We start from the raw sequence: 17,899 nt of genomic DNA, 5'->3' as shown, positions 1-17,899 counted from the left end.
TTTATAGGCTGCCCATAAACTAATCGAGACCTGCCCAAAGTGCCAGATCTTGCTCTGGCGGCAAATGCAGACTAGATCAGGGCGACTTTTCAAGAGAGAGCAAGATGCCCAGCCAGACCCCACAGCCAGCCTTTGTTTTGGTGCGCCCCCAGATGGGCGAGAATATCGGCGCCGCCGCCCGTGCGATGTGGAATTTTGGTCTGGACCGAATGCGCGTTGTTGCCCCACGGGATGGCTGGCCTAACCAAAAAGCCGTGGCCATGGCATCCGGTGCGGGCCGTTTGCTGGACGAAGCGCGAGTGAGCCCGGATGTACCTGATGCACTGGCGGATTGCTCCTTTGTGTTTGCGACCACCGCGCGCCAGCGTGGGTTGACCAAACCGGTTTACAGCCCCGAGGCCGCGATGAAACTGGCCGCTGAAAAGATCGCGGCTGGTGAAAAAATTGCCGTGATGTTCGGCCCCGAACGTTCAGGCCTGGAAAATGAAGACATCGCCAAGGCCAACGCCATTATCTCCGTCCCCGTAAATCCGGCCTATGGATCGCTCAACCTGGGGCAGTGTGTGTTGCTCACCGCATATGAGTGGCAGCGCCAAGTGGCCGAGATCGAACACGAGACTGTGGACCTCGGTAAAGCCAAATGGGCCACCTCGCTTGAGGTGGAGAAACTGTCGGATCACTACGAGCAGAGGCTGGATGAGGCGGGCTTCTTTTACCCGCCCGAAAAAGCGCCAAACATGAAGACCAACCTGCGCAACCTCTGGAGCCGTATGATGATGACCAATGCGGATATTCAGATGTTGCATGGCATCATGCGTCAGATGGTGCGCTGGAAGCAAAACAACGAAGACTAACCATACTGGACCTCTGCCCATCAGGGCACTAGCGTGGCGACGAACTGAGACGAGGCAAGCATGAGCAAGCGTAATATTTTTGAAGAGGTCGAGGGCGAACGCACCGATACGCCCTCTGTGCAGCCGGGGATGATCGACCGCAACAGGGGTGGGGCCCGCAAGGCGATCCGCGCTTGGTTGATGGTTCTTTTTGCGCTGGTTGTCGCGATGATTGTGGTGGGTGGTTTGACCCGGCTAACCGATAGCGGCCTGTCGATCACTGAATGGCGTCCGCTCACCGGCGCAATACCTCCACTATCCGAAGCCGACTGGCAGGCCGAGTTCGACAAATACCAGCAGATCGACCAATGGCGTATCGAGAACCAGTGGATGCAGCTGGCCGACTTCAAACAGATTTATTGGTGGGAGTGGGGCCACCGTCAGCTGGGCCGTGTCATGGGGCTGATCTGGGCGATTGGCTTCTTTGGTTTTCTGGCGGCGCGTAAGATCCCAACCGGCTGGATGGGCAAGCTGGCATGGCCCGGCGTTCTGGGCGGCGTGCAAGGCGCGATTGGCTGGTGGATGGTTTCCTCGGGCATCACTCAGGGCGAGGGCGTGACCACAGTTGCCTCGTACCGGCTGGCGGTTCACCTAGGTCTGGCCTTTGTTATTCTTGGCTATATTGCCTGGTATATGATGGAGCTATCACGCGAGGACCGTGACTTGATGCAGGCGCGTCGAGGTCGGGAAGTTAAGCTTTTCAATCTCTCAACCGGCTTGCTGTACCTTGCGTTTTTGCAAATTATACTTGGTGCTCTGGTGGCTGGCATCGACGCGGGCCGCTCATATACAGATTGGCCAATGATGGGCGGACAGGTAATTCCGCAAGACCCGTTTCTGCTTGAACCTGCCTGGCGCAACTTCTTTGAAAACCCTGGCTTGGTTCAGTTTATCCACCGTATGTGCGGCTATCTATTAGTCGGTTTCGGCCTCACCGTTTGGATGCGTGGCCGACGAAGCGCACACCCAACAACGCAAAGGTCCTTTCATATCCTATTTGCAATTCTGCTAGGGCAGGTGGTCTTGGGCATTGTTACTGTTCTCTATGCTGCGCCCTGGGAAGTGGCCATCCAGCATCAGCTGCTGGCGGTGGTTCTGTGGTCCGCAATTCTGCGCGCCCGGTTCCTGTCAGCCTATCCAATACCAACCTCGATCAAGGATTCCTGAACATGAGTGCATATCAAGAACTGATGGCGTTTCAGCGCGACACCCAGGCTTTGGGCCAGGTGGCCGGGCGGCTTGGATGGGATCAGGAAACCATGATGCCACGCGGCGCCGCATCACAACGTGGCGAGGAAATGGCAGCCATTGAATCAGTGCTGCATGCCCGCCGGTCTGATCCGCGTGTGGGTGAGTGGCTCGACAAAGCTGAGGCACAAGATGAGACAGCCACCGCCCAGTTGCGCGAGATCCGCCGCGAGTATGAACGCACCCTAAAGGTGCCCGCTGATCTGGCCAAAAAACTGGCGCAGCTTACATCCGAGGCGCAGGGAAAATGGGCCGCAGCCCGCGAAGACGAAGACGTCGCCGCCTTCCTTCCAGTGCTGGAAGAAGTCGTAGCCCTGAAACGTGAAGAGGGCGCTGCTTTGGCAGCCGGCGGCAACATTTATGACGCCATGGTCGAAGACTATGAACCGGGCACAACCAGCGCTGAGATCGCCACGATCTTTGATGCCATGCGCCCAAGGCTTGTGGATCTGCGCGCCACTGTTCTGGACCAGCCAACCCCCAAGGGGCTGACCGGTAGTTTTGATGAAACCGCTCAGATGAAGCTGACCCGCAAGCTGGCGAAAAGCTTTGGCTATGACATGAACCACGGTCGTGTCGACAAGGCGGTGCACCCGTTTAGCTCGGGTTCTGGTTTGGACGTTCGGATCACCACTCGTACCAGCGCCAATGATCCATTCAACTGTTTCTACTCCACCATCCATGAGGTTGGTCACGCTTGTTATGAGCAGAACATCGACCGTGACCATTTGCTAACGCCGCTGGGTCGCGGGGTGTCGATGGGGGTACATGAAAGCCAAAGCCGGATCTATGAAAACCAACTGGGGCGCAGCCAAGCCTACACCAGCTGGTTGTATGAGCAGATGGTTGAGAGCTTTGGTGATATCGGCGTGTCAGACGCGGATGAGTTCTATGCGGCGGTGAACACCGTACACAACGGCTACATCCGGACCGAGGCAGACGAGGTCCAGTATAACCTTCACATCATGCTGCGCTTTGATCTGGAACGCGCCTTGATGACGGGGGATTTGCAGGTGGCGGATCTGGAAGCTGCTTGGAATGACCGTTTCAAAGCGGACTTTGGTTACGCTGTCGACAAGCCCTCGAACGGTTGCTTGCAAGATGTTCACTGGTCGGTTGGTCTGTTTGGGTACTTCCCAACTTACGCTCTGGGCAATGTCTATGCTGGCTGTCTGAATCAGGCTTTGCGCAAGGCTGTGCCTAGCCTGGCTATCCAGCTGGCGGGTGGTGAAACATCTGGTGCCACCAACTGGCTGCGTGAAAACTTGCAGCAGTATGGTTCGTTGCGCTCACCGCGCGAAACCATCTCTCATGCTGCCGGTATGGAGCCCACGCACGAACCGCTTCTGGACTATCTTGAAGCCAAGTTTGGCAAGATCTACGGCCTGTAATTTTATCAGCAGGTTGGTACCGAAAAGCGTCGCTCTAGTGGGTGGCGCTTTTTTAGTGCTCGGGTGTTGCGCTAGGGGCGTACGCTCTGTTCAGTCTATATTTCTATTTTAACCGCAGTCTAGTTCGCGATCATGATCACCGCCCGGCCTGACAAGCCCGGCACAGGTACAGGGCCCCCTTGTGAAAGGGGCGCTACACGGAATGCATTTACGCTCGGGGGATAAAGTCCCCGAGCTATCCCGCTTTGGCGACGTCGCCGCTAGTCACATTTAGGAAAAACTGCAAAGCCGCTGGCAATCGTAAGGTTTTCCAGCACAGAAAGTAAAAAGCCCGCCTCCATATGGAAGCGGGCCAACAGTGATGCGTTGTGCGGGCGGTTACTCTTCGACGCTGCCTTCTTCGTCTTCCTCGTCGCGTTGTTCAGCGATCCAGGCAACCGAGACAACCTCTTCGCCTTTGCCGGTGTTGAACACCCGAACCCCGCCGGCGCTGCGCGAGCGGAACGAGATGCCCTCGACCGGAACCCGGATCGACTGGCCCTTGGAGGTTGCCAGCATGATCTGGTCGGGCAGCTCAACAGGGAAGGTGGCAACAATTTCGTTGCCTTTCATTGCAGCAACACCCTGACCGCCACGACCACTGACGCGGTAGTCATGGGAAGATGTCAGGTTGCCAGCACCTGCCTTGTTGATGGTGACCAGCAGATCGTTGGCGGCCAGCATTTGCTGATACCGCTCTTCGGTCAGTGCTCCTTCGATCTCTTCTGTGGTCTCGTCTTCAGAAACTTCGCTGCCCAATTCCGAGCGGAACCGCTTGATGAAGGCACTGCGCTCGGTTGGCTCGGCATCAAAGTGACGGATCACCGACATCGAAACGACTTCGCCACCAGCACCAAGTTTGATGCCGCGAACACCAACAGAACTGCGACTGTTGAACACCCGCACATCCGAGGTTGGGAAACGAATGGCGCGACCGGCATTGGTGACCAGCATCACATCATCATCTTCGGAACAGATGCGGGCGTTGATCAGCTTGGTATCGGCGTGCTCGTCCTCGAACTTCATCGCAATCTTGCCGTTCGACTTCACATTTGTGAAGTCTGACAGCCGGTTACGACGTACAGTTCCAGCAGAAGTGGCAAATACAACCTGCAGATCGGCCCATTCCTTGTCGGGGCGGTCTACTGGCATGATTGCCGCAATGGAAACCCCGGTTGGGATCGGCAGAATGTTGACGATTGCCTTGCCCTTGCCGGTACGGCTGGACTGCGGCAGGCGCCAGGTCTTGAGCTTGTAGACCATGCCTTCGGTGGTAAAGAACAACAGCTGCGTATGGGTGTTGGCCACAAAGAGGGTGGTAATCACATCCTCTTCTTTGGTTTGCATCCCAGACACACCCTTGCCACCACGCTTTTGCGCACGGAAATCGGCCAGCGGGGTCCGCTTGATGTAGCCACCCGAGGTCACGGTCACAACCATGTCCTCACGCTCGATCAGATCCTCGTCGTCCATATCACCGGACCAGTCGACAATCTGGGTACGGCGCGGAACTGCAAACTGGTCACGAACCTCAGTCAGCTCATCTGAAATGATGCTCATGATCCTTTCGCGAGAGCCCAGGATCTCAAGGTATTCCTTGATTTTACCGGCCAGCTCTTCCAACTCATCAGTAACTTCTTTGACACCAATCTGGGTCAGACGTTGCAAGCGTAGTTCCAGAATGGCACGGGCCTGAGTTTCTGACAGGTTATAGGTGCCATCATCATTGGCGGTATGGGTCGGATCATCAATCAGCTTGATGTATTCCAAGATCGGCTGCGCCGGCCAGCGCCGGGTCATCAGCTTTTCGCGTGCCTCAGCTGCATCAGCAGACGAACGGATGCTTGCAACGATCTCGTCAATGTTGGTAACCGCTACGGCCAAACCACACAAAATGTGACTGCGTTCACGCGCTTTGCGCAGCAAGTAGGCTGTGCGGCGTGCAACCACGTCTTCGCGGAAATCGATAAACGAGGTCAGGAACCGACGCAAAGTTAGCGTTTCGGGGCGACCACCGTTCAGTGCCAGCATGTTGCAGCCAAAATAGGTCTGCATAGGCGAGAACCGGTAAAGCTGGTTCATCACCACTTCGGGTGTTGCATCTCGCTTCAGCTCGATCACAACGCGTACACCATTACGGTCAGATTCATCCTGAACGTGGGACACGCCCTCGATCTTTTTCTCGCGAACCTGCTCGGCGATCTTTTCGATCATTGCTGCCTTGTTCACCTGATAGGGGATCTCATCAACAACAATGGCATAGCGATCACGGCGGATCTCTTCGACACGGGTCTTGGCCCGAATGATGACCGATCCACGACCTTCCAAATAGGCTTTGCGCGCACCTGAACGGCCAAGCATAACCCCACCTGTTGGGAAATCAGGACCGGGAACATATTCGATCAGCTGTTCCGTGGTCAGATCAGGATCTTCAATCAAGGCCAGCGTTGCATCAACAACTTCGCCCAGATTGTGCGGCGGAATATTGGTGGCCATACCAACCGCAATACCGCCGGCACCATTGACCAGCATGTTCGGGAAGCGGGCAGGCAGAACCGTTGGTTCCTGATCCTTGCCGTCGTAGTTGTCTTGAAAATCAACGGTATCTTTGTCGATATCGGCCAGCACAAAGGCGGCCGGCTTGTCCATGCGGACCTCGGTGTAACGCATCGCAGCCGCGTTATCGCCGTCCATCGAACCAAAGTTACCTTGACCATCCAGCAACGGCAGCGACATCGAAAAGTCCTGGGCCATACGCACCAAGGCATCATAGATCGCGCTATCCCCATGCGGGTGATATTTACCCATCACATCGCCAACCGGACGCGCCGACTTGCGGTATGACTTGTCATGGGTGTTGCCGGTTTCGTGCATCGCATACAAAATGCGGCGGTGCACCGGTTTTAGCCCGTCCCGAAGGTCAGGAATGGCCCGGCTAACGATGACAGACATCGCATAGTCGAGATAAGAGGTCCGCATTTCGGATTCGATAGAAACGGTTGGTCCGTCGTAAATCGGCCGTTCAGGCGGTGTTTCATCCATATTTTCAGGAGTATCCGGCGTATCGCTCACGTGTGCTGCCCGTTGTTATTGATGGGTCTATATCTTGTGGATGCACCCTATCAGAGAGGGCATATGGGGCGCAAGCAAGCAGAGGTTTTGGAGGCGTTTTCGGGGGTAAATTTTGACCAACCAGTTGGATTTTAGGTAAATTAACGATTTTCGACCTACCATTGAAGAATAAGTCCAGAAACTGGAGGTCGAAGTGGAGCAGAGCGAAACTGAATTGATGCTAAAGGGCTATGGGCTGACTACGGCTGAGTTCACCTATCACATGCCTGATTACTGCCATGTCCTAAATACCTATGTTTGGCAGGACTATGACTTGATGCCGGATCATCCCAAGCTGTTTGAGTTTATAGAATTCTGGCAGCGCGAAATCGAAGGACCGCTACATTCCGTTCGGTTTTGCCATCGTAAAATGATCAGTCCGGGAGAGTGGCGCAATGTTAAAGGCATTCTGACACTACACTGACAAAACACTGCCTGGTTATAGATGGCCTAGATTTATCAAGCGGTTCTCAGGCCAGAGGAGCAGATTCTGACTGTTCCTTTCAGTGATGTCTCGACTATACTGCCTTCAACTTTCAATTGGCAGTTGGGAATGTTGATCTGATTTCCCATTGTCGCTCACCTGGCGCGTCATGACGCGATAAATGAGGGCATAATATGGTGTCTCGTGTCATTCCTGTGGACCAATTCGACTTGGTCATTTTTGGCGGCACAGGTGACTTGGCTCAGCGCAAAATCTTGCCTGCTCTGTTTCGCAGGTTCTGTGACGGCCAAATTCCAGATGGCGCACGTATCATTGCTGCGGCGCGGTCTGATCTTTCCTCTGATGCCTATTGCGCCATGGTGACAAAAGCGATCCGCGCCTACAACAACGGTGCAACTTTTGACGACACGACGCTTGATGATTTTCTACGCTGTATCAGCTACATACAGGTAGATGCCACCGGAGACGACGGGTGGGAACACCTAGCAGGTCTTCTTGCAAAGGACGCGTCAGATCGAATTTCGGTTTTCTATTTTTCCGTCGGCCCCAGTCTGTTTGGCCCACTGGCTGAGCGGCTTCATGCGCATGGTCTGACCAACGAAAAAACACGTATTGTTGTTGAAAAGCCGTTTGGACACGATCTGGAGACAGCTCGTACGCTAAACGCAACGCTTGCCACGCATTTCAGGGAAAACCAGATCTATCGAATAGATCATTATCTCGGCAAAGAAACGGTCCAAAACCTGATGGCGATCCGGTTTGGAAATATGCTGTTTGAACCCCTTTGGAACAGCCAATACGTTGACCACATTCAAATAACGGTTGCAGAAACAGTGGGCATTGAGGGACGAGAAGCCTATTATGACCGGGCAGGCGCAATGCGCGACATGGTGCAAAACCACCTGATGCAACTGTTGTGTTTGATTGCGATGGAACCGCCTGCAAAATTCGACCCAGATGCCGTTCGCGATGAAAAACTCAAAGTTATCCGCGCCTTGGATCCTGTTGAGCCACACCACATCGTACGGGGACAATACCAAGCCTGTCAGCGCGGTGAGCTGGAGCACTCTACTTATCGCGAGACGGTGGGCAATCCGCGATCAACCACGGAAAGCTATGTCGCGTTAAAGGCGCATATCAGCAATTGGCGATGGGCTGGCACACCCTTTTATCTGCGCACGGGCAAACGGCTGGTGTCTCGGTCGTCTATTATCAATGTGTTTTTTAAGGATGCGCCACATTCGATTTTTGGCGAAGAGGCCGGCCGTCATGCCAATATGTTGTCGATCCGGTTGCAGCCAAATGAAGGCATCACGTTGACGGTGACAATCAAAGAGCCGGGGCAGGGTGGTATGAGGCTTATGGATGTGCCGCTGGATATGACTTTTGCAGAGGCTTTGGCGGGCAAAGGTGGGCATCCACCGGATGCTTATGAGCGCCTTATTATTGATGTCATCCGGGGCAATCAGACCTTGTTTATGCGCGGCGACGAAGTCGAAGCAGCCTGGGCTTGGACAGACCCGATTATTGCTGGCTGGCATACGCGTGGGGACGTGCCCAAACCCTATGACAGTGGCAGCACTGGACCCGACGATGCAGATTTGTTGATGCGGCGAGATTTACGTGAATGGCGAGGTATTAACCCATGAAAATAATAGAATATCCTGATCGAGACCTGCTGGCCATCGATGTTGCCAACCGCTTGGCTGGGGATCTGGAAACCCACTTGCTTAGTCATGGCTCGGCTTCATTTGCTGTGGCCGGCGGAACCACGCCTGAGCCCATTTTTAGTGCTTTATGCGCAGCGGATATCGAGTGGTCTCGCATTCGGGTTATGGCCACAGACGAACGATGGGTCGACAGTTCAAGCGCGCGCTCAAACGCGAAGCTGATCCGTGACAGCCTGTTGGTTGAGCGCGCATCAGCGGCGACATTCTTACCCTTCTATACTACAGATAAAGAACCCGAAGAGGCGCTGCCAGAGCTTGAGAAGCGTGTTGGTGATGAATTGCCCCTGTCGGTGCTTTTGCTGGGAATGGGCGCTGATATGCATACAGCGTCGTTATTTCCGGGTGTAGAGGGGTTAGAGGCTGCGCTTGCATCAACTGCACCAGCTTTGGCGATTATGCGGCCTGACAGCCAACCGGAATCTCGTATTAGTCTGACCGCGCGAGTTTTGGATGCGGCGATATCCAAACATCTGGTGATCTATGGCAAAGAGAAGCGCGAAGCACTTGATCGGGCGATGATTTTACCACCCGAGCAGGCCCCGATTCAGGCGGTGTTATCAGAAACGGTGGTGCATTGGTCGCCCTAAGGCCGCCAGCTCAAGTCGATATGTCCAGGGAATCGCTAACGTATGGGTTTGGCGCTTGTTTCTGTACTCGAAGCTCTAATGTTGCTATACTTTTACTTTTAGGGGCTACATGTTTTTGTACTATACATCCAATTTCTGGCCGATAAGTTTAAGGAAAAGATGTTGCCGCCTTAGTTCATAATAATGTCGTCGTTTCCGGCTTTTATGGTGGTTTATTTGCAGTTACTCACGGCGGGCTCATAGCCATTGTGATGTAAGCCGAGGGAGATACAGATGGATGATGGACTGAAGAAGCAGTCAAAGCGAAGTCAGAAGCCGAAACCCACCAATTTGGGTAACGCTATCCGGCATCGTAGAAAGGCGTTGAAAAAGACGCTGATGGATGTTGCTGCCGAAACAGACCTCACCACTGGATTCATCTCGCAAGTGGAGCGCGGTATAAGCGCGCCTTCGTTGTCGTCCTTCATGGCGATCGCTGCGTCTTTGCAGACCAGCATTGATCAATTGCTGAGCGTTCCCGAGGAGTTTTGTGAGTTTTTGCCAAAGGAAAAGCGGCAGAAATACACCTTGGGGACGGCGGGTCGGCTGTATGAAAAGATTGGCCCCGGCTTTCACGGCTCATTGTTGTATTCTTCGATAATTCACCGGCCTGCTGGGCATATCTCAGAGAAAATGCAGCACGATGGCGAAGTGTTTTGCTATCTTATGTCGGGCGAAGTTGAATACTATCTTGAAGACTCTGTTTATGTGATGAAAGCGGGCGACTGTATTCATCACAACACCGAAAAGGTTCATTTCTCGAAGGTGCTGGGTGAAAAAGAATCCGTTGAGCTGTGGGTCAGTACAACTCCGCCAAGCAGCACCCCAAGTGGTGGCTAGCTATTAGCTCGAATCATCTGTTCCGACACATTTGGTCGGTCAGATTAGATGTTGAGCGTACCGGAGTTTAAAGTTGGAATTGTGAGCGACTAAACGCAATCGGCTGAAAGCGGTGAACCCGTAAGGGTTCCGCGAAAAGTTTGGAAAGTTGCTATTGTCGCCTGATTTCAACCGAGTAGCGGCGCTAGCCTGGCCTCAACCAGCTGGCGCCAGGATCAATTCTCGTGGCCAACATAAATTACTAAAAAAAATGTTAGTGAGGCTAAAATAATTTCTCTATAGTTCGAAAATATTAATAACCGTCTAGGGAGGATGGAACTATGAAGAGAACGATTGCTGCGGCAATTGCTGCACTGATGATGACGGTGCCGGCCTATGCGCAAGAGCGTGGTGGCACATTGAATTTTGCACGTTACGACGGCTCAAAACTTATTGACCCGATTTATGCTGACCGGAACCCAGACATCTGGATGGTTGGCAGCCTGTTTGACACCCTGCTGCGCCCAAGCGCCGATGGTAACTCGGTTGCAGCTGGCCTGGCTGAAGCCCACAGCGTTTCGGCTGATGGTCTGTCCATCTCGCTGACACTGCGCGAAGGTCTGAAATTCTCAGACGGCGCTGCGATGACTGGCGACGATGTGATCTTCTCGTTGGATCGTGCCCGTAACGGCGACCTGAGCCCATGGGCTGGTTTGCTTGGCTCGATAGACACGGTCACTGCTGAAGGCCGTGAGATTTCGATTGCTTTGAAGAACCCAGATCCGACCATTCTGTCGATGCTGGCCACGTTCAATACTGCGATTGTTTCCAAGGCAGTATTCGACGCAGCTGAAGGCGCAACTGACCAGGAAAAATCGGCAGCGATTTTTGCCTCTTCAAGCGCAGGCGTGGGCTCGGGCCCATTCTTCCTAAGCGGATTTGAGCATGGCTCCTCCATGAGCTTCACTGCCAACCCCAACTATTGGAAAGAAGGCGCCGACGGCAAATCCCTGCCTTATGTTGACGGTGTTGAGTTCCAGATCATTCCGGACGATGCGACACGGATCCTGAAACTGCAGGCTGGTGAAGTTGATGCGGCTGAGTTCATTCCATTCTCGCGCGTATCCGAGCTGGACGCCGATCCTAACATCAACATGAACCTTTATCCGTCTACACGGATCATCTATTCGCCAATCAACACACGTGAAACTCGTGCAGATGGCAGCGCGAACCCACTGTCTGATGCGCGTGTTCGTCAGGCGCTGAACTACGCAACTGACAAAGACGCGATGATTGGTCTGGTTCTGCAGGGCGCTGGCTCTGCAATGACGTCGCCTCTGATGGCTGCTGCTACTCAGCTGTCCGCTGATCTTGGCCCACTTTATGGCTATGACATGGAGAAGGCACAGGCGCTGATCGCCGAGGCAGGTGTTGAGTCAGGCACCGAGATCACCTTTACCACTTTGGCGGGTTCCGCTGATGACAGCACCATCTTTGCTTTGCTGCAGCAGATGTGGTCACCACTGGGCATCAAGCTGAATGTCGAGCAGGTTGACGGCGCAACACGTGGCTCCAAGAACCGTTCTGGTGAATTTGACATCCATACCTATGGTTGGGTGAACGATGTGAACGATCCAAGCCAAGTTGTTGGCTGGTTGGGCCACACGCCAGTTGCAAACGCTGTTGGTACCGGCTGGGAGAATGCCAAGTTCAACGAGCTGTTTGAGGCCTCGGCTACCGAGATCGACCCTGACAAGCGTATGGGCCAGTATGCTGAAATGCAGAAGATCTATGCTGCTGAAGCACCTCTGCTGTTCATGTATGAAACACCGTTCGCTGTTGCAGTTTCCACATCCGTAGAAGGCTATGTGCAAACGCCCCTGGGCAACAACATCTTCGAAGAAGCTACTGTTTCTCGCTAAGATTTAAGGTGTCAGCCTGCGCTGCCGGTCTTCGGATCGGCAGCGCAGCAAACTCTAGGAGGCCGGAATGGCCAGCATCCAATACATTCTCAAACGACTACTCTTGATGATTCCGACTTTTCTGTTGGTCATGATCATCATCTTTCTGCTGGTGCGGCTCCTGCCTGGAGATCCGGCGATTGCCCTTGCTGGTGACAAGGCTTCAAACGCAGATCTAGAAGCTCTCCGTGATCGTCTGGGGCTGAAGGATCCAATGCTGGTTCAGTTCTGGCTGTTCGTTACAAATACAATCCAAGGGGATCTGGGGCGGTCTATTCTGGTTCGTGCACCCGTGGTTGATGTGATCTTCCAGCGGCTGCCGACAACAGGGTTCCTTGCGCTTTTTGCTGTGTCTTTGTCGCTGCTGATTGCCGGGCCGCTGGCCTTTGTGGCAGCGCTCAACCGCGGTAAATGGCAGGACACGGTGATCCGCTCGGTGTTTCAGGTAGGGCTGTCGATGCCGGTTTTTTACATCGGTTTGATCCTACTGACCTTTCTGGCGGCACAACTGCGCTGGTTTCCCGTGGGCGGCAGTGGAGATGGCTTCTTTGGGCAGCTTTACTACCTTTTCCTGCCGTCGGTGACCGTCGCGCTTTACACATCCGCGATCATCATGCGCAATTTGCGGGCGTCAATCATTGAGGTATTGGATGCGGAGTATGTGCAGTTTGCCCGCGCCAAGGGGCTGCCCAACCGGTTGATCCTGGGGCGGCATGTGTTGCGAAACGCGCTGATCTCTACGATTACGCTGTTGGGGTTGTCGATTGGCAGCCTAATGAGCGGCACCTTGGTGACCGAAACGGTGTTTGCAGTGCCGGGCCTTGGGCGGCTGATGCTGGAGGCGATTCATGCGCGGGACTATCCGCTAATTCAAGGGCTGACGCTGACTTTTGCCATTCTGGTGTCGATTGTCTTTCTGCTGACCGATCTGTTCCAAAACCTGGTTGATCCAAGGATGCGCCTGTCATGACTGATGCAACATTGAACGCTACGGCCGAGCCAAGCAAACCGCAAAAGAGCAGAGTGCAAATTGCCCTAAGCAAGCCAGGGTTTCTGGTGGGTGTCTTTATCATAACCGTATCAATCCTGCTGGCCATTTTTCCAGGTTTCTTCGCGCCTTATGATCCAAACACCATCAACTATACGGCAGTAAAGCAGCCGCCCAGCTGGACGCACCCCTTTGGCACAGACATGTTGGGGCGAGATAGCTTTTCCCGCGTGATCTGGGCCTATACGGTCAACATGCAGATGGCCATTCTGGCAACGATCTTTGCCTTGACCATTGGCGTCATTGTTGGCGCGCTGGTTGGCTATTATCGCGGCATTGCCGACATCATTTTTGGCCGGATTGTTGATGCGATTATTGCCTTTCCGTTTCTGGTTCTGGTGATTGCCGTTGTTTCGGTGCTGGGGCCTGGGCTGAAAAACATGTATATCGCGATGACCATGGTGGGCTGGGTGTATTATGCCCGCCTGACCCGAGCCGAGATCATTGCGCAGATGAGCAATGATTATGCGGCCTCGGGTGTGGTCATGGGATATTCGAACCTCCGGATTATTTTCCGCCACCTGCTGCCGAACGCCATCACGCCAGTGACTGTTTACTGGATGACCGATATGGCGCTGGCAATCCTGCTAGGGTCCTCGCTTGGTTACCTGGGTTTGGGCGCGCAGCCGCCACAGGCCGAGTGGGGTGTGATGATCGCAGAAGGGCGCAACTTTATCACCACGGCCTGGTGGTTAAGTCTGATGCCCGGTGTGGCGATTGTGATAACCGGCCTTGGTTTCTCGCTGGTTGGCGATGGGTTGGCTGACTTAATGCGTCCGCGTGGTTGAGGAAATGGATATGACTGACAAAAAGCCAATTCTTGAGGTCAACAATCTGTGTACCACGTTCCTACGTGGCGGCGTGATGTTGCCAGCTGTGCGCGATGTTTCATTGTCGGTAGGTAAAGGCGAGGTGCTGGGCCTGGTGGGGGAAAGTGGGTCGGGCAAAAGCGTGACGCTGCGGTCAATCCTTGGTCTGTCGCGCCGGTATGGCGATGTCACTGGCGAAATCCGCTGGATGGGCGAGGATATCTCGGGGTATTCCGAGGGGAAAATGCAGCGCATTCGCGGCCGCGACATTGCGATGATTTTCCAAGAGCCGATGACTTCGCTTAACCCATTGCTCACAGTTGGCCTGCAGCTGACAGAAACCCTGCAAGCACATACAACACTTAATCGAACTGAGCGCCGCAAGCGTGCGATCGAGATGCTGGATCATGTTGGTATTCCTTCTGCTGCCTCGCGTCTAAGCGATTATCCGCACCAGTTTTCCGGAGGTATGCGCCAAAGGGTGATGATTGCCATTGCTTTGGCGGCCAGCCCTAAGCTGCTGTTGGCAGACGAGCCTACAACGGCGCTGGATGTGACCATCCAGGCGCAGATCCTGGACCTGATCCTGTCATTGGCCAAGGAATTGGAAATGGGTGTGGTTTTGGTGACCCACGATCTGGGGGTTGTTGCGCAGACCTGTGATAACGTGGCCGTGATGTACGCCGGCAGAATTGTAGAGCAGGGCGCTGTGCGCCAGGTTTTGCGCGACCCTTGCCACCCGTACACCGTAGGGCTTATGCGGTCGGTGCCGCAAGATGTGCCGCCGCGTACGCAGCTATACTCGGTTCCAGGGACGCCACCAAGCCTTGAAAATCTTCCCGTCGGGTGCGCTTTTGCTGCGCGTTGCCAATGCGTTACCGAGGCTTGTTTAATCAGCCGACCACCGCTTTCACCGCTTTCAAGCGAGCGACTGACGGCGTGTCTTAATCCTGTCACTGCAAAACAGGGAGATGCGGCATGACGCAGCCTGTAATGGAAATCCGCGATATTGGGCTGGAGTTCAATATCTCGCGTTCAGTGTTGGATGTTGTGCGTCGACGCCCTGGCAAAGTTGTCAATGCTTTGAATGGGGTTAGCCTGGATCTTCACAAGGGGGAAACCCTTGGTGTTGTTGGTGAATCTGGCTGCGGAAAGTCCACGCTAGCGCGGTGTATTGTGCGGCTGTACGAGCCGCAACGAGGATCAATCCGTTATCTGGATCAAGATATCTTCTCTGAGAACTCGCAAAAAGATCGCAGCTATAACCGCCGTGTTCAGATGATGTTTCAGGATCCCTATTCATCACTGAATCCGCGCATGACAACTGACCGGATCCTGACCGAGGCGCTGAGTGTTCACAAGATGCGACCGGAAGAAGAGATCCCTGGCCGGGTTTCGGAACTTCTCGAACTGGTGCGGTTGCCTCAGGATGCAGCAGAGAAATTGCCGCATGAGTTCTCTGGCGGTCAGCGGCAGCGGATTGCGATTGCGCGAGCGCTGGCCGTTGAGCCGGAAGTGTTGATTGCGGATGAGCTGGTGTCGGCATTGGACGTGTCGGTTCAGGCGCAGGTCGTCAATCTCTTGCTCGAATTGCAAGAGAGGTTAAATCTGACAATTCTCTTCGTTGCCCATGACTTACGTCTTGTTCGTCATGTATCAAGCCGGGTTGCCGTGATCTATTTGGGCCGGATTGTCGAGATTGGAGACAGCGAAACACTGTTTTCAAATCCCTCGCATCCATATTCGCAGGCTTTGCTAAGTGCGGCGCCTTCGTTGAACCCCGATGACAAAGGGTCAGCTATCCATTTGCAAGGGGAATTGCCTTCTCCACTGAACTTGCCGTCGGGTTGCCCCTTTCATGTGCGATGCCGGCACGTCACAAGCAAATGCAAAAGCGATGTCCCATCACTACGTGCCTTGCCAGGTCGCGGCGAGGTCGCCTGTCACAATGTCGAAGAGATCAACAATGCCTGATACCCAACATCAGAGCAAAGCCCAGATCGTTGCTGCGCTGCGCGATGAAATGCAGTCACGCGGGCTGGATGCTCTGATTGTGCCGCGGTTTGATGCCCATCAGGGTGAATATGTCGCGCCGCATGATCAGCGATTGAAGTTTGTAACAGGCTTTTCAGGCTCGGCTGGCATGTCGATCGTAACACCGGAAACCGTGGCGGTTTTTGTTGATGGGCGTTACACAGTTCAGATTGCAAACGAGTGCAGCGGACCTTTATTTACGCATTACCATTTTTTCGATGAGGCGCCTGATATCTGGCTTGGACAAGTCGCGCAGCCAGGCTGGCGGATTGGGTTTGATCCAATGCACCTGCCACCCAGTTGGTATGATCGTTTCAACCAAGGCTGTTTGGCGTCCGACAGCGAGCTTGTCCCCCAACCGACGAACCCCGTTGATACAATTTGGTATGATCAGCCTGCGGCACCGATGCGGAATATCTCATCATTTCCTATGCAGTTTGCAGGAAAAAGCAGTGGTGATAAGAATGTAGCCCTGCAGGCGCATCTGAAGGATGAAGGCGCGCAGTTCCATGTGGAAACGCAACCCGACAATATTGCCTGGTTTTTGAATGTTCGGGGCAGGGATGTTAATTTCAACCCGATGCCGCATTCGTTCATGCTGGTCAGCGAAAGCGGTGATGTCACCTGGTGCGTAGAGGAAAGCAAGTTCGAAGCGGATTTGCGGAGCAGCTTGCCACCACATGTTTCCGTTGTGCGGTATGACCAGTTCCTAGCGACCCTTAGGGCGCGGGTAGAACCGGGTGATACGGTTTTGATCGATCCTGATTTTACCCCAGTGGCTGCACGGCTCGTTCTTGAGGTTCAGGGCGCAGAGATACGATCTAAGGGGTCTATTCTGACGCTTATGAAAGCGGAGAAAAACCCGACCGAGCTGGAGGGCATGCGAGGTTGCCACCTGAGCGATGGGATCGCTGTCACAAAATTCAGCGCTTGGCTTGCACGTGAAGTTCCAGAGCGGGCCGCCAATGGGGTACCGGTTACAGAGCGAGAAGCCGAAGATAAGGTGTTGGAATTCCGACAAGAACAACACGGGTTTATCTCGGAAAGCTTTAATACAATTTCGGCTGCGGCTGGCAATGCGGCTATGTGTCACTATGCGACAACCCCGGCACAGAATGCTCAAATCCTGCCTGAAAAGCCTTACCTCCTGGACAGTGGCGGGCAGTATGAAAACGGCACCACTGACATCACCCGCAGCTTTGCGTTTGGATCTCTTCCTGAGGGGTATAGCCGGGCCTATACAGCTGTTTTCAAAGCTTTCCACAGCCTAGCGACATTGCGCTTTCCCAAGGGCACACAGGGGCATCACATTGATGCGGTTTGCCGTCGGCCGTTGTGGGACTTGGGGTTGGATTATGATCACGGAACCGGGCATGGGGTCGGCCACTGTCTGTCAGTTCACGAACAGCCGCAACGTATTGGTAAGGCTTACAATCCGGTTGATCTCAAACCTGGAATGGTGATGTCGATTGAGCCGGGGTATTACGAGGCCGAACGATTTGGTATTCGGATAGAAAACCTGTTTGAAGTGATTGAGGCCGAGGATGGTTTCCTTGAGTTTCGCAATATCACCTTTGTACCGATCCAAACTGATATGATGGATTTTGAAGAGCTGACACCTCAAGAGTTAAGTTGGTTGAAAGCCTATAACGTCGAGGTCTCGCAAAAGGTTTCACCGTTCCTATCCGTAGACGAACAAAACTGGCTGGATGAGGTCTGTGCGAGCATCTAAGATCCAGTAACGC

14 protein-coding genes are annotated in these 17,899 nt (G+C 53.9%); 13 read left to right on the top strand and 1 reads right to left on the bottom strand.

Annotated features, from left to right (window positions below; all coding sequences use genetic code 11):
- Positions 1–104: 104 nt before the first annotated feature.
- The 3 genes from AC2T28_RS07410 to AC2T28_RS07400 are packed head-to-tail and all read left to right on the top strand — an operon-like array spanning position 105 to position 3,532.
- Entirely contained in the window at positions 105–854 is a 750-nt protein-coding gene (locus tag AC2T28_RS07410; RefSeq protein WP_486748336.1) for an RNA methyltransferase, read from the top strand.
- A 60-nt stretch (positions 855–914) separates the two neighbouring features.
- Entirely contained in the window at positions 915–2,060 is a 1,146-nt protein-coding gene (gene ctaA, locus AC2T28_RS07405) for a heme A synthase (RefSeq protein WP_486748335.1), read from the top strand.
- Between the two features lie 2 nt (positions 2,061–2,062).
- A complete protein-coding gene (locus AC2T28_RS07400) occupies positions 2,063–3,532 on the top strand; it encodes a carboxypeptidase M32 (RefSeq protein ID WP_486748334.1) in 1,470 nt (489 codons plus the stop codon).
- Positions 3,533–3,910: 378 nt separating this feature from the next.
- Here AC2T28_RS07400 and gyrA read toward each other — a convergent pair whose 3' ends face one another.
- Positions 3,911–6,643 carry a DNA gyrase subunit A gene (gene gyrA, locus AC2T28_RS07395; protein ID WP_486748333.1) on the bottom strand — a complete coding sequence of 911 codons (2,733 nt, stop codon included), beginning with the start codon at positions 6,641–6,643 and terminating at the stop codon, positions 3,911–3,913.
- Between the two features lie 193 nt (positions 6,644–6,836).
- Here gyrA and AC2T28_RS07390 point away from each other — a divergent pair, with 193 nt between their 5' ends.
- The 10 genes from AC2T28_RS07390 to AC2T28_RS07345 all read left to right on the top strand — a co-directional run bounded on the left by AC2T28_RS07390 (position 6,837) and on the right by AC2T28_RS07345 (position 17,886).
- On the top strand, positions 6,837–7,106 hold the full coding sequence (locus AC2T28_RS07390) for an usg protein (protein ID WP_486748332.1): 270 nt from the start codon (positions 6,837–6,839) through the stop codon (positions 7,104–7,106).
- Between the two features lie 194 nt (positions 7,107–7,300).
- Positions 7,301–8,776, top strand: a complete 1,476-nt coding sequence (gene zwf, locus AC2T28_RS07385) for a glucose-6-phosphate dehydrogenase (protein ID WP_486748331.1) — start codon at positions 7,301–7,303, stop codon at positions 8,774–8,776.
- On the top strand, positions 8,773–9,444 hold the full coding sequence (pgl, locus tag AC2T28_RS07380) for a 6-phosphogluconolactonase (RefSeq protein ID WP_486748330.1): 672 nt from the start codon (positions 8,773–8,775) through the stop codon (positions 9,442–9,444). Before zwf ends, pgl begins: the two co-directional genes overlap by 4 nt.
- A gap of 273 nt (positions 9,445–9,717) precedes the next feature.
- Entirely contained in the window at positions 9,718–10,323 is a 606-nt protein-coding gene (locus tag AC2T28_RS07375; protein ID WP_486748329.1) for a helix-turn-helix domain-containing protein, read from the top strand.
- Positions 10,324–10,643: 320 nt separating this feature from the next.
- On the top strand, positions 10,644–12,224 hold the full coding sequence (locus tag AC2T28_RS07370) for an ABC transporter substrate-binding protein (protein WP_486748328.1): 1,581 nt from the start codon (positions 10,644–10,646) through the stop codon (positions 12,222–12,224).
- 67 nt (positions 12,225–12,291) lie between these two features.
- On the top strand, positions 12,292–13,233 hold the full coding sequence (locus tag AC2T28_RS07365) for an ABC transporter permease (RefSeq protein ID WP_486748327.1): 942 nt from the start codon (positions 12,292–12,294) through the stop codon (positions 13,231–13,233).
- On the top strand, positions 13,230–14,099 hold the full coding sequence (locus tag AC2T28_RS07360; protein WP_486748326.1) for an ABC transporter permease: 870 nt from the start codon (positions 13,230–13,232) through the stop codon (positions 14,097–14,099). The genes AC2T28_RS07365 and AC2T28_RS07360 overlap by 4 nt, the downstream gene beginning before the upstream one ends.
- 10 nt (positions 14,100–14,109) lie before the next feature.
- Entirely contained in the window at positions 14,110–15,102 is a 993-nt protein-coding gene (locus AC2T28_RS07355; RefSeq protein ID WP_486748325.1) for an ABC transporter ATP-binding protein, read from the top strand.
- On the top strand, positions 15,099–16,094 hold the full coding sequence (locus tag AC2T28_RS07350) for an ABC transporter ATP-binding protein (RefSeq protein ID WP_486748324.1): 996 nt from the start codon (positions 15,099–15,101) through the stop codon (positions 16,092–16,094). Before AC2T28_RS07355 ends, AC2T28_RS07350 begins: the two co-directional genes overlap by 4 nt.
- A complete protein-coding gene (locus AC2T28_RS07345) occupies positions 16,087–17,886 on the top strand; it encodes an aminopeptidase P family protein (protein ID WP_486748323.1) in 1,800 nt (599 codons plus the stop codon). The genes AC2T28_RS07350 and AC2T28_RS07345 overlap by 8 nt, the downstream gene beginning before the upstream one ends.
- Positions 17,887–17,899: the final 13 nt, after the last annotated feature.

It is taken from the genome of Parasedimentitalea nitratireducens, assembly GCF_057444295.1.
The sequence above is the reverse complement of the archived record's forward strand: the minus strand, read 5'-3'. Positions and strand labels throughout refer to the sequence as shown.